The following is a 12,000-nucleotide window of genomic DNA, read 5'->3' as shown; positions in this document are numbered from 1 at the left end:
GGTCTCCGCAATGATCGTGCATCCATTTCCCCATCTTCAGGGGTCGAACGGTGCCTTTGACAAGCAGAGTTTACGTCGAGCCTGCGGCGCACTCAACGTTTGTCCGTCTGCGACAGCGGCCGACCGGAATGAGCCGGCTCGGTACGGTCGTTCCCCACTGGACGGGTCGTGTCCCTGGACGTGGCGCGGATGCGAGGCGTTCGAACCGGCTGACGGAGCCGTCCGATCCGGATGATCTCCGGTTCGGCGGGCGGTCGTGGCGGACGGTCAGGCGGTGGAAGCGGTCGAACCGGGCGCGGAGAAGACGCCCTCGGCGACGTCGAACCGGATGGCCGAGGCCGCATGGGAATGGGATGGTTCAGTGGGCGGGACGTGCCAGCCACGCGCGCATCGTCGCGGACTTACGGCTGGCGTCGTCGTCGAGGGCCGCGCGTCCGGTCCGGCAAGGCGGGATGGGATCGAAGCGGTCGCCGGGAGGTCCGACGAGCTCCGCCCCGGATCGAACGGGGCGGTCCGGTACCCTACTCGGCGGGCTTGGCCGCGGGCTTCGGTGCCGGCGCGGCCGGTTTCGTGGAGGGCGCGGCAGGGGCACCGGTCCCCGTGGCGGCCGGCGTGGGCTTGGGCGCCCATTCCGGATCGGAGCGGGGACCGCCCGGGCCGTTGGTCGGTCCGGTGATCTGTCCCGGCGCCGTATCGGTGACCTTGGTCCAGGCCTGCGACATGCACATGAAGCGCAGCATGCAGCCGCGCACGGTGAGTTCGCCGGGCTTCTCGCTCCAGATCGTCACGTCGTAGAACGACCCGTCCTCGGCGTTGTAGATCTTGCCTTCGTAATGGTTCTCGGCGTTGGGCTTGATGCCCATGACGAGCTGGTGGCCGAGCGAAGGGCGGGCCTGCTTCTTCGGGTCGGGGTTCTTGAAGTCGATCCGGGGCTGGCCCTTGTCGTTCAGCGGCACCTTCAGCCAGACGACGTAGCCGCACAGGTGATCGTTCTTCGCGCCGCATTTCTCGAGACGGACGCGAGCCCGACCGTCCTCGGTGAGCCAGGTTCCGCTCGGATCGTTCGGAGCAGCCATGGCGAGGCCGGACATCGCGCTGAGCGCAAGACCGGCCACCGGCGCCAGGAGGCGCCCGGCCACGGCCGAAATGGGTCGATACGTCATCAAGAACATCCTTAACCCGCCCCGAAACGCCGCTGTCCGCGCCCATGCCGTCCGCCCGTCCGGGGCGCGTGGTCGAGCGCGCGGTGGCGGGAGCCGCCCCTCGTCTGAAGGCCCCGGCTTCGGATGCGAACGTGACCGGATCATGACCGGCTCACGGCGTCCTAACGGATTTCGCGCAAGCCGCGAGAGAATTCTTCGTGAGGGTCGGCGTGTCTCGCCGAAGAAGATGCCGCATGAAAAAGGGCCGGTGCTCACGCACCGGCCCCGATCCCGCCACCGACGAGGAAGGCTGGCTTACTCGGCCGCCGTCATGTCGGAGGTGAAGTGACCGCACCAATCCTTGGACGCCACCACCGGCCACAGGCCCGGCGACTTCGGCTCGGGCTGGCTCACCGGCGGGTTATAGCGGCAGAGACCTTCGTCGCCGGCCGACTGACCGCCATTGATCTTGTGATCGTCGAAGAAGCGGCAGCTCTCGCAGGCCGCGCTGGTGATGTGTGCCATGTGTCTCTCCCAATGATCCGGTTCAGGGGCAGGAGGCCTGCCGAGCCCCGCCATCCGCGTGGTTCTTAATTAGAATAACTCCAGACTGAGGTCAAGGGTGTCATGCGGCTCGATCCGGCGGCTCGGCGCGTGGGACAGGACCGCGAGGCGTGTCGTGAGCACTCGCGTTTGGGGATGTCGACCAACGGCTCTCGTCAAACGAGACATGCGTGGACCGACAGGCCGTTCAGGCCAAAGCGGCTCCGGCCCGGCCGGTTCGTGCCGGCCCGTGGACCCTAGAACGTCGTCCGGCTCTCTCGCCCGATGCCCCTCGCTCGCGTATAACGGGCAGCGAACGGCTCGGAGACCGATCTTGTACAAAGTTAAGGCAAACGATCACGCCGGACGCGCGCTGGTTTTCGCGTGCGGCACCGCTGATCAAGCTCTGGAGAAAACCTGGGAGCTGGCAGGCCGGGGCTTCAAGGATATCTGCGTGGCCGATCCGAAAGGCCGCGAAATGAAAGCGGCCGCCTTCGAACGCGCCATGGATCTCGATGTCGACTGGAGCTGAGGACGCGAGGGTGTCCCAAGCTTTCGCAACGTCATCGAGTGCCGTCGATCGCGTGGAGGCGCAGGCCTGATCGATCTGTCGAACACAGATATCGAGCGGCGTCATGCACGCCTCATTGCGCGACCGACAATCAGCCGCAATCCGTCGGGAAAGACTGAGCATTACGACATAGCGAGTCGTTCGATTTGAGTGCCGGCTATGGTGTCGGGCCATCGATCCTGTGGGCGTGGTTCTGGGCATCCGCCGCCTCGCCCATTTGGATCGAGCGCCCCTTGGCTGGTAAGTGAAGCCGTTCATTCGAAAAGGGTCACGGCGATTTCCGAAGATGCATGGTCGACCGTGCTGGGGCTGGTGGCGGTCCTGGTGCTGGTGTTCGCGAACGGGTTCTTCGTTGCCGCTGAATTTGCCCTCGTCTCCGTGCGCCGCTCGCGGGTCGCGGAACTCGTCACCGAACGTCGCGCGCATGCGAGTGCCCTGCAGCGGGCGACCGACCGGCTCGATGCCCATCTCGCCGCGACGCAGTTCGGCATCACCTTGTCGTCCCTCGCGTTAGGCTGGGTCGGCGAACCCGCCCTCGCTCACCTCGTCGAGCCAGCGCTGACATGGCTGCCGATCGGGCTCAGCTCGGTCGCCTCGCACACCGTCGCGGTCGTCGTCGCGTTTTCCATCATCACGTCCCTGCACATCGTGCTCGGCGAGCTCGCTCCGAAGAGCCTCGCCCTCCAGCGCAGCGAGCGCACGGCGCTGGCCGTGGTCCGCCCCCTCAGCCTGTTCCTCCTCGTCTTCCGCCCTGCGATCCTCTTCCTCAACGCCCTCGGCAACGGGGTGCTGCGCCTCTGCGGCCTCCAGCCGGGACATGGCGAGGGCTCCCTTCACTCGACGGCCGAACTCAACCTGCTGATCCAGGCGAGCCAGGAGGCGGGCCTCATCCGGGAGGTTCAACAGGAGGCCGTCGAGCGCATCTTCGCCATCGGGGAGCGAAAGGTGCGGGACATCATGACCCCACGCCACGAGGTGTTCTGGGTCGATCTCGATGACCCGCGAGACGTGGTTCTCAAGGCGATCCGCGAATGCGACCACGCTCAGGTGGTCATCAGTCGCGGAGAGGTCGACGAACTCGTCGGCATCGTGCGCAAGCAGGACCTGCTCGACCAGGTCCTCGACGGCAAGGAGATCGACCTCGCCGTGGCCACGCAGCCGCCCATCGTCGTGCACGAGAGCATGACCATCCTGGCCGTCCTCGAGACCTTCCAGAGCCAGCCCATGCGCATGGCCGTGGTGGTGGACGAATACGGGACGTTGGAGGGCATCGTCACGCAGACGGACCTCCTGGAAGCGATTGCGGGCGACATTCCGGAGGTGGGCGAGGAGCCCGACGTCGTCGAACGCGCAGACGGATCGCTCCTCATCGACGGCATGATGCCGGCCCGGCAGGCCTTCGAACGCCTCGCCTTCTCCGAGACGCCCGACAGCGACGACTTCACCACCCTGGCCGGCTACGTCATCTTCCAGCTCGGACGGATCCCCGGCGTCGGCGATGCCTTCGATGCGGGCGGATGGCGCTTCGAGGTGGTCGACATGGACGGGCGTCGCATCGACAAGGTGCTCGCCAGCCGGAGGCACTGACCTCGCGACGGCCTCCGACGTGACCCCCGGCTTCATCCAGCCGGATGAAAAGCCGGGCCGCTCATCCGTCAGGTCGCCAGCCCGAGGGCGGTGCGAGCCTCGGCCGGGCTGGCGACCCGCCTGCCATGGCGGATCACCGTGTCCACGGCGCGGCCGACGAGTTCGGCGTTGCTGGCCGCCAGGCGGTCCTTCGTGATGCGGATGTTGTCCTCCAGGCCGGTACGCACCGCGTCGGCCCCGCGCGCCAGGGCCCATTCCATCACGACCGCCTGATTGCGGCCGATCCCGGCCGCCGTCCAGGTCGCCTCGGGCAGGATGCGCCGCATCTCGCCGAGCAGGATGTCGAGCAGGCGCTCGTCCGCCGGCATGGCGTTCTGCACGCCCATGACGAACTGCACATGCGGGCGCGCGTCCATGAGGCCCGCCTCCACGAGGCGCCTGGCGCCGTGCAGGTGCGAGAGGTCGAAGATCTCGATCTCCGGCCGGACGCCGTATTCTTGCATCTGGCTGGCGAGGGCGGTCACGAGGCTCGCGGGGTTCTCGTAGACGATGGTGGGGAAGTTCACCGAGCCGGTGGACAGCGACGCCATGTCGGGCCGATGCTTCAGCGACAGGCCGCGCCCGGCCGGGTCGCGCCCGCGTCCTCCGGTGGAGAACTGCACGATCATCCCGGGGCAGTGCCTGCGCAGGCCCTCCTGCACGGCGGCGAACTTGTCCGGGTCGGAAGACGGGCTCTCGTCGTCGTTGCGGACGTGGATATGGGCGAGCGTCGCGCCGGCCTCGAAGGCCCGATGCGTGGATTCGATCTGCTCCGCGATCGTCACCGGCACGGCCGGGTTGTCTTTCTTGCGCGGCACCGAACCGGTGATCGCCACGGCGACGACGACGGGGTTGCGACTCATGGTTCTGTCCTCCCGCGGCAGGTCGAAGAACGCGGTTCCGGCCCTGCCGAACAGCGCGATGTCGACCAAGTATACAAGGGTGCGATGGGGTCGTCTCGATGTCGCGGTGGGCGACCGGCCGGTTCCGGCAGGGGTATCGGCCCGGCATCGGCCATCGGATCGCTCTCGTTCGGCGTGTCACCGGGGAGGGAAAGCCGCGTCCCCGAGCCGGTTTCGCAAACGTCGTCACCGGTCCTGCATTCTGAAACCGGCGACACACGAACGACCCGAGCAAAGTCGATCGCCGACTTGCCCATGCGAACCCGCGTCGGCGTCAGGCGATGCCCGGAGTTTCGTCGTCCTCGTCGATGAGGCTCAGCGTGCGCAGGATCGCGAGGGCGACCATCTCGGCATCCACCTCGCCCTCGGCCGTGGCCGGCAGGATCGCCACGGTGCTGACCTCTTGTCCGGCGAGACGCCCGACGACGACCTTGTAGACCTCCCCGCCGGGCGCGTCGTCGTCGCGCACGAGGCAGACGCGGTGATCGCCGGCCTCCCCGTAGACGCGCTGCGTCGTCACCTCGACACGGTCGTCGTCACTGACGGGCTCGGGCCGACGCGGCTGACCGAAGGTCGGACGGATGATGTTGCTCATGTCGACCCTCCCGGCCGCATTCATTCAGACGTCGAGATTGGCGACGCTGAGGGCGTTTTCCTGGATGAACTCGCGGCGCGGCTCCACCACGTCGCCCATCAGCTTCACGAACAGGTCGTCGGCATCCTGGGTGTCCTTGATCCGAACCTGGAGGAGCGAGCGGACCTCGCTGTCGAGGGTCGTCTCCCAGAGCTGCTGCGGGTTCATCTCGCCGAGCCCCTTGTAGCGCTGGAGCTGCAGGCCCTTGCGCCCGAAGGCCATCACCGCCTCGAACAGGCCGACCGGCCCGTGTAGCACGGTTTCCTCGCCCTTGCGGGCATAGGTCACCGGCTCGCCGTAGATCTCGCGCAGGGCCTCGGCCCGGTCGGACAGGCGGCGCGCTTCCTGCGAGGCGATGAGCGAGGCGTCGAGGGTCACTACCTGGCGCACCCCGCGCAGGGTCCGGCTGAGGACGTAGCCGCCTTCGCTGACGGAGCCTTCCCAGCCCTGCTCGATATCGTCGGCGATGACGTCCATGCGCCGGGCGATCTCGGCTGCGCGCTTCGTCGCCTCGTCGGGGTTCTCGTCCACGTTGGTGCGGAAGGCCCCGGCGATCATCGCCTGTTCCACCGTGGCGCGGTCGTAGCGGGTGTGCAGCGCCTGCATCAGGCCGCGGAACTGGCGCGCCTCCTCCACAAGGACCTTCAATTGCGGCCCGCCGAACTCGGCGCCGGAGGCGAGGCGCAGCACGGCCCCGTCGACGCCGGCATCGATGAGGTAATCCTCCAGCGCCCGCTCGTCCTTGAGGTAGATCGCGGTCTTGCCCTTGGCGGCCTTATAGAGCGGCGGCTGGGCGATGTAGACGTAGCCGCGCTCGATCAGCTCCGGCATCTGCCGGAAGAAGAAGGTCAGCAGCAGGGTGCGGATGTGGGAGCCGTCCACGTCCGCATCGGTCATGATGATGATGCGGTGATAGCGCAGCTTGTCCGGGTTGAAGCCCTCGCGGTCGGTTGAGGAGCGGCCGATGCCGGCGCCGAGCGCCGTGATGAGCGTGCCGATCTCGGCCGAGGAGAGCATCCGGTCCGCCCGCACGCGCTCGACGTTCAGGATCTTGCCGCGCAGGGGGAGCACGGCCTGGAAGTGGCGGTCGCGGCCCTGCTTGGCCGAGCCGCCGGCGGAATCGCCCTCCACCAGGAGGATCTCGCATTTCGACGGGTCGCGCTCCTGGCAATCGGCGAGCTTGCCGGGCAGGGAGGCGATGTCGAGCACGCCCTTGCGGGTCACGGTCTCGCGGGCCTTGCGCGCCGCCTCGCGGGCGGAGGCCGCGAGGATGACCTTGCCCATCACGGATTTCGCCTGGGCCGGGTTCTCCTCGAGCCAGTTGGAGAGGCCCTCGTTGAGGACGTTCTCCACGGCCGGGCGGACTTCCGACGAGACCAGCTTGTCCTTGGTCTGGGACGAGAATTTCGGGTCGGGCACCTGCACCGAGATCACGGCGGTGAGGCCCTCGCGGCAATCCTCGCCGGTGAGGGTGATCTTCTCGCGCTTGGTGATGCCGGTGGATTCGGCATAGCCGGTGATCTGCCGGGTCATGGCGGCGCGGAAGCCCGCCATGTGGGTGCCGCCGTCACGCTGCGGGATGTTGTTGGTGAAGGGCAGCACGGTCTCGTTGAACGAGTCGTTCCACCACAACGCCACCTCGACGCGGATGTTGTCGCGCTCGGCCCGCACGAAGACCGGCTTCGTCATGCCCTCGATCGGTTTGCGCGAGCGGTCGAGATAGCGCACGAAAGCCTCGATCCCGCCCTCGTAGAACAGCTCCTCGCGCTTGTGCTCGGCATGGCGCGCGTCGGTGAGGACGATGCGCACGCCGGAATTGAGGAAGGCGAGTTCGCGCAGGCGCTTCTCCAGCGTCGCGTAGTCGAATTCGATCATCGTGAACGTGTCGGTGGAGGGCAGGAACGACACTTCCGTGCCGCGCCGTCCGTTGCCGTCGCCCACGACCACCAGCGGGGAGACCGCGTCGCCGTGGCGGAACTCCATCGCGTGCTCCTTGCCGTTGCGCCAGATGCGCAGGCGGAGCCATTGCGACAGGGCGTTGACCACGGAGACGCCGACGCCGTGCAGGCCGCCGGAGACCTTGTAGGAATTCTGGTCGAACTTACCGCCGGCATGAAGCTGGGTCATGATGACCTCGGCGGCCGAGACCCCCTCCTCCTTGTGGATGTCGGTGGGGATGCCGCGGCCGTTGTCGGACACCGTCACCGAGCCGTCGGCATTGAGGGTGCAGGTGACGACGTCGGCATGGCCCGCCAGCGCCTCGTCGATGGCGTTGTCCACCACCTCGTAGACCATGTGATGCAGGCCCGACCCGTCGTCGGTGTCGCCGATATACATGCCGGGCCGCTTGCGCACGGCATCCAGGCCCTTGAGCACGCGGATCGATTCCGCGCCATAGGCCGTGGCCGCCAGGTTGCGGGAGGTGTCGTCGTCGGTCATGTCGGACATCAAGTTCCCCAGGCAGGCGGGTCTTTGCTTGATTTTCGTGCCCCGGCTCGGTCCCCGGGTACGCCTGCGATTCGTTCAGTGGGCTATATATAAGCGGTGCGTCTTGAAAATGCACCGCATGAGCACGCGCGGTCCCCGTGTCTTCCCGCCCACTCGGAGGCTTGCCGCCAAGCTTGAGATCGCCCCAATCTCACTCTGCGTCGAGGGTCGCGCCGACCCTTTCGAAAACATACCGTGCAGGGTATGAAGAGTGGGCTGGCAGGTCGAGCTTCACCATGAATTCCGGCGCGAGTTCGATGAGCTGCAGGAGGCGGTTCAGGACGAGTTGCTGGCCATGATCGAGCTTCTGAAGGTCGCGGGCCCTGGATCGAGACGGCCCGGGGCGGATACGCTCAATGGTTCGAAGCATGCCAACATGAAAGAGCTTCGCTTCGAGGCGGACGATGGTGTCTGGCGGGTGGCCTTCGCCTTCGATCCTGTTCGAACGGGCATTCTCCTCGTCGCCGATGACAAGTCCGGTGTTTCGGGGAAACGTTTCTATACCGCGTTGATCAAGCGGGCCGATGCCCGTTTCGACCAGCATCTGAAGGCCTTGCGCAAGGATGGGAGCTCCCGGTGACAGATGACCATCCCTCTGTTTCGGCGGACGACATCCTCGCGACGCTCACGCCGGAGCGACAGGCACGGATCAGAGCGCGCGGCGCCGAACTGATCGCCGAGGAGTTCGCGTTGAGGGACCTGCGACGTGCCGAGGAGATCACCCAGGCAACAGTCGCCGAACGGCTAGGGGGCCGCCAGGTCTATGTCTCGCGCCTCGAGAAGCGCGCGGACATGAAGCTATCGACCTTGCGTGCCTATGTGCGGGCGATCGGCGGCGATCTCCAACTCCTGGTGACGTTTCCGGAAGGCCGCGCCGTCCGTCTGAAAGACATCGGCGCGGCCGTTCCTCGTGCCCGCAGAAATCCGGCCCGGAAGACCAAGACCGCCGAATGACATCACCGACCGGTCTTCGGTCTCACTCCTGCAGGAACGGATTGGTCATCCGCTCCTCGCCCAGCGTGCTCGTCGGGCCGTGGCCTGGGATGAAGGCGATGTCGTCGCCCAGCGGCAGGACCTTCTCCTTGATGGCGCGGATGAGCTGGTCGTGGTTGCCTCCCGGCAGGTCGGTCCGGCCCACCGAGCCCTTGAACACCACGTCGCCCACCAGGGCGAAGCGCGCGTCGCGGCTGACGAAGACGACGCTGCCGGGCGAGTGGCCGGGCGCGTGCAGGATGTCGAAGGCGAGATCGCCCACGCTCACCGCGTCGCCCTCGGCGAGCCAGCGGTCGGGCGTCACCGCGCGAGCCCCGTCGATGCCGTAATTCGCCCCCGTCTCGGGAAGGCTGTCGAGGAGGTAGCGGTCGGCCTCGTGCGGGCCCTCGATGGGGACGCCGAGCCGTTCGCGCAGCTCGTCCGCGCCGCCGGCATGGTCGATATGGCCATGGGTGAGCAGGATCTTCTCGATGGTGATACCCTGGTCGCGGATCGCGGCCTCGATCCGGTCGAGGTCGCCGCCGGGATCGACGACGGCGCCGATCTTGGTCTCGTCGGACCAGATCAGGGTGCAGTTCTGCTGGAAGGGCGTCACCGGGATGATGCCGGCGCGGGGCGTACCTGCCATCGGGACCGTCTCTCCGTCGATTGGGCGCGAGGATCGCGCGGGAGCCGCCTGTCTAAGCGGGTTCGCGCCGGCAAGCCAACGCTTCCGCTCCTTCGGGCTTCTGACGCGTCGCGGGTTCCGGCTCGTCGAGCCGTCCGCGGTGCCGCGCGCCGACGATTGCCGCTGCGCCGCCAAAATTCGGCCTCGCCGGCTTCCTAGACGTGGCCTATCTGGACACCGGCACCGTCCAGGACAGGCCCGCCGGCCTGAGACGACGACACGGCCATCCTCACGCCAGCCGGGGCAGTCCCTTGAGCACATGCTGAAAACCGCCTTCGTCGCCGCTCGCGACAGGCAGCGCCTGAGCGAGATCGCCGCCGTCCTGATCGGCTACGGCGTCACCAAGGTGGTGGAGCGCCTCGGCCTCGGCCATCTGGCGCGGTTCGCCAAGCGCCGCCGGCCGCAGGTGGACGTGGCGCGCCTGTCCCAGCCGCAGCGCGTGCGCCGGGCGATCGAGGCCCTGGGGCCGACCTTCATCAAGCTCGGCCAGATCCTGGCGAGCCGGCCGGACCTGCTGACGCCGGAATGGACCGAGGAACTGGAGAAGCTCCACAGCCAGGTCCGGCCCATCGCCTGGGACAAGATCCGCCCGCAGCTGGAGGCCGATCTCGGCGCGCCGCCCTCCGAAATCTTCGCCGAGTTCGACACCGTTCCCCTGGCCGCGGCCTCCATCGCCCAGGTCTACCGGGCGCGGCTGATGTCCGGCGAGGAGGTGGTGGTGAAGGTCCTTCGTCCGGGCCTGCGCAAGATCATCGAGGCGGATCTGCGCCTCCTGGCGCATGCGACCCGGATCGTGGTTCAGGAATGGCCGGAATTCGGGCGCTACCAGCCCCACGAGCAGATGCGCCATCTCGCCAGCGGCCTCTACGGCGAGCTCGACCTCATCAACGAGGCGCGCAACTGCGAGACCATCGCGGCGATCTTCGCCGACCGGGACGACATCGTCATCCCCAAGATCCACTGGGAGTTCACCTCCGAGCGCGTCCTCGTCCAGGAATTCATCCACGGCATCCCGCCCAACGACCATGCCCGCCTGGACGCGGCCGGGGTCGACAAGGTCAAGGTCGCCCAGAAGGGCACCGACGCCTTCCTCAACATGGCGCTGATCGAGGGCGTGTTCCACGCCGACCCGCATCCCGGCAACATGCTGGTGATGCCGGGCAACCGCATCGGCTTCATCGATTTCGGCATCATCGGCCGCCTGTCCGAGCGCCGCCGCACGCAGCTCCTGATGCTCATCGGTGCGATGCTGAAGGAGGATTCCGACGGGCTGATGGCCGTGCTGCTGGACTGGACCGGATCGAGCAACCCCGACCTCACCAAGCTCGAATCCTCGTCGCAGGCCTTCATCAACCGCCATGCCGGCTCGGTGCTGAACTTCGGCGACCTGCTCACCGACTTCATGACCATGGCCCGCGAGAACGACCTCGCCATGCCCACCGATCTGGCCATCCTGTTCAAGGGGCTGGTGACGGCGGACGGGGTGATGCGCCATCTCGACCCGAAATTCGACCTCTTCACCGCCGCCGGACCCACGGTGAAGAGCAAGCTCGCCTCGCAATTCTCGATCAAGGGCATCACCCGCAAGGTCGAGGCGGTGGGCGCCGGATTGTTCGGCGCGGCCTCCGAACTGCCGACCCTGATCCATCTCATGCTGGTGCGCCTGAAGCAGGGCCGCGTCACCGTCGAGATCGAGCTGAAAGGCATCGAAAAGCTCACCCGCGGCATCGAGCGCGCCGCCGCCCGCATCGCCGTGGCGCTCATCGTCGCCGCCTTCGCGACGCAGCTCGCCCCCCGCTTCATGGACCTCGGCACCCCGGCCTTCGTGACGGTGGGCGCGATGGTCTGCGTGATTGGAATCGGGTGGCTCGTGCTGCTGGGGCGGAACAAGTAGGCGGAGCCTCGGCTCCGCTCTACGGCGCCGGAACGGTCTGGGGTTCGCAGGAGTGGACGGCGGAGTAGTCCATCGTCGCGCGAGCTTTGGACAGATCGTGCGCGTTCTGAAGGTTGAGCCAGAACTGGGGCGATGTGCCGAAGCGGACACCGAGCCGGATCGCCGTGTCGGCACTCACGCCACGCCGCTCGCGGATGATCTCGGACAGGCGGTTGGGGGGAACACCGATCTCGGCCGCGACCTGCCGGGCGGAAAGCCCGAGTGGGCCGAGGTAGTCTTCGGCCAGGACTTCACCCGGATGTGTGCGAATGCGAGACAAATCCGATCTCCTACGATTTTGCCTTTGCACGGAGGGGCGGCGCCTTAGGCTCGACGGATTTCACCCCGGAACACGGACCTTCCCGGTGGGGTTCCAAAGGCACGGGACGTCAAGCATCTCCTTAAATCAGCCGCGTTGTATGGCCCATCTCGGCTGCAGGATGACGCGCTTCCCTCCCCCTTGTGGGGAGGGATCGAGGGTGGGGTTGGCTCCGGACAGGTC

General features: G+C 67.2%; 12 protein-coding genes. 5 read left to right on the top strand and 7 right to left on the bottom strand.

The window, feature by feature from the left end:
- Positions 1-521: 521 nt before the first annotated feature.
- Both FV220_RS02660 and FV220_RS02655 read right to left on the bottom strand, forming a co-directional pair.
- Entirely contained in the window at positions 522-1,163 is a 642-nt protein-coding gene (locus FV220_RS02660) for a DUF2147 domain-containing protein (protein WP_056149106.1), read from the bottom strand.
- Positions 1,164-1,457: 294 nt separating this feature from the next.
- Positions 1,458-1,667, bottom strand: a complete 210-nt coding sequence (locus FV220_RS02655) for a hypothetical protein (protein WP_018043143.1) — start codon at positions 1,665-1,667, stop codon at positions 1,458-1,460.
- Positions 1,668-2,019: 352 nt separating this feature from the next.
- On the opposite strand from FV220_RS02655, the gene FV220_RS02650 reads away from it, so the two are divergent.
- Positions 2,020-2,217, top strand: a complete 198-nt coding sequence (locus FV220_RS02650) for a hypothetical protein (RefSeq protein WP_018043142.1) — start codon at positions 2,020-2,022, stop codon at positions 2,215-2,217.
- Between the two features lie 369 nt (positions 2,218-2,586).
- A complete protein-coding gene (locus tag FV220_RS02645) occupies positions 2,587-3,843 on the top strand; it encodes a hemolysin family protein (RefSeq protein ID WP_056141729.1) in 1,257 nt (418 codons plus the stop codon).
- 68 nt (positions 3,844-3,911) lie between these two features.
- On the opposite strand, the gene FV220_RS02640 is transcribed toward FV220_RS02645, so the two are convergent.
- The 3 genes from FV220_RS02640 to gyrB all read right to left on the bottom strand — a co-directional run bounded on the left by FV220_RS02640 (position 3,912) and on the right by gyrB (position 7,857).
- A complete protein-coding gene (locus tag FV220_RS02640; RefSeq protein ID WP_147829500.1) occupies positions 3,912-4,745 on the bottom strand; it encodes a 3-keto-5-aminohexanoate cleavage protein in 834 nt (277 codons plus the stop codon).
- Between the two features lie 313 nt (positions 4,746-5,058).
- A complete protein-coding gene (locus FV220_RS02635) occupies positions 5,059-5,379 on the bottom strand; it encodes a hypothetical protein (RefSeq protein WP_238253945.1) in 321 nt (106 codons plus the stop codon).
- Positions 5,380-5,403: 24 nt separating this feature from the next.
- A complete protein-coding gene (gene gyrB / locus FV220_RS02630; protein WP_026175818.1) occupies positions 5,404-7,857 on the bottom strand; it encodes a DNA topoisomerase (ATP-hydrolyzing) subunit B in 2,454 nt (817 codons plus the stop codon).
- A 259-nt stretch (positions 7,858-8,116) separates the two neighbouring features.
- Here gyrB and FV220_RS02625 point away from each other — a divergent pair, with 259 nt between their 5' ends.
- Positions 8,117-8,485, top strand: a complete 369-nt coding sequence (locus tag FV220_RS02625) for a type II toxin-antitoxin system RelE/ParE family toxin (RefSeq protein WP_147829496.1) — start codon at positions 8,117-8,119, stop codon at positions 8,483-8,485.
- Entirely contained in the window at positions 8,482-8,859 is a 378-nt protein-coding gene (locus tag FV220_RS02620) for a helix-turn-helix transcriptional regulator (RefSeq protein WP_056141594.1), read from the top strand. The genes FV220_RS02625 and FV220_RS02620 overlap by 4 nt, the downstream gene beginning before the upstream one ends.
- A 22-nt stretch (positions 8,860-8,881) precedes the next feature.
- Here FV220_RS02620 and FV220_RS02615 read toward each other — a convergent pair whose 3' ends face one another.
- The gene (locus FV220_RS02615) at positions 8,882-9,526 is read right to left on the bottom strand and encodes an MBL fold metallo-hydrolase (RefSeq protein ID WP_018043135.1); all 645 of its coding nucleotides are present in this window, start codon (positions 9,524-9,526) and stop codon (positions 8,882-8,884) included.
- A gap of 298 nt (positions 9,527-9,824) precedes the next feature.
- On the opposite strand from FV220_RS02615, the gene FV220_RS02610 reads away from it, so the two are divergent.
- Positions 9,825-11,459, top strand: a complete 1,635-nt coding sequence (locus tag FV220_RS02610) for an AarF/UbiB family protein (protein ID WP_147829494.1) — start codon at positions 9,825-9,827, stop codon at positions 11,457-11,459.
- A gap of 19 nt (positions 11,460-11,478) precedes the next feature.
- Here FV220_RS02610 and FV220_RS02605 read toward each other — a convergent pair whose 3' ends face one another.
- Positions 11,479-11,778 (bottom strand): HigA family addiction module antitoxin, encoded by a 300-nt coding sequence (locus FV220_RS02605; protein ID WP_147829492.1) that lies wholly within the window; start codon positions 11,776-11,778, stop codon positions 11,479-11,481.
- Positions 11,779-12,000 lie beyond the last annotated feature (222 nt).

This window comes from Methylobacterium sp. WL19 (assembly GCF_008040005.1).
GTDB lineage: Bacteria > Pseudomonadota > Alphaproteobacteria > Rhizobiales > Beijerinckiaceae > Methylobacterium > Methylobacterium bullatum.
Note: the sequence above shows the minus strand (reverse complement) of the source record. Positions and strands in the feature narration are given on the sequence as shown.

What these genes read in the sequence shown, in the direction of transcription:
- FV220_RS02660 (WP_056149106.1), bottom strand. Translation starts at nt 1,163, where the DNA reads ATGACGTATCGACCCATTTCGGCCGTGGCCGGGCGCCTCCTGGCGCCG.
- FV220_RS02655 (WP_018043143.1), bottom strand. Translation starts at nt 1,667, where the DNA reads ATGGCACACATCACCAGCGCGGCCTGCGAGAGCTGCCGCTTCTTCGAC.
- FV220_RS02640 (WP_147829500.1), bottom strand. Translation starts at nt 4,745, where the DNA reads ATGAGTCGCAACCCCGTCGTCGTCGCCGTGGCGATCACCGGTTCGGTG.
- FV220_RS02635 (WP_238253945.1), bottom strand. Translation starts at nt 5,379, where the DNA reads ATGAGCAACATCATCCGTCCGACCTTCGGTCAGCCGCGTCGGCCCGAG.
- gyrB (WP_026175818.1), bottom strand. Translation starts at nt 7,857, where the DNA reads ATGACCGACGACGACACCTCCCGCAACCTGGCGGCCACGGCCTATGGC.
- FV220_RS02615 (WP_018043135.1), bottom strand. Translation starts at nt 9,526, where the DNA reads ATGGCAGGTACGCCCCGCGCCGGCATCATCCCGGTGACGCCCTTCCAG.
- FV220_RS02610 (WP_147829494.1), top strand. Translation starts at nt 9,825, where the DNA reads ATGCTGAAAACCGCCTTCGTCGCCGCTCGCGACAGGCAGCGCCTGAGC.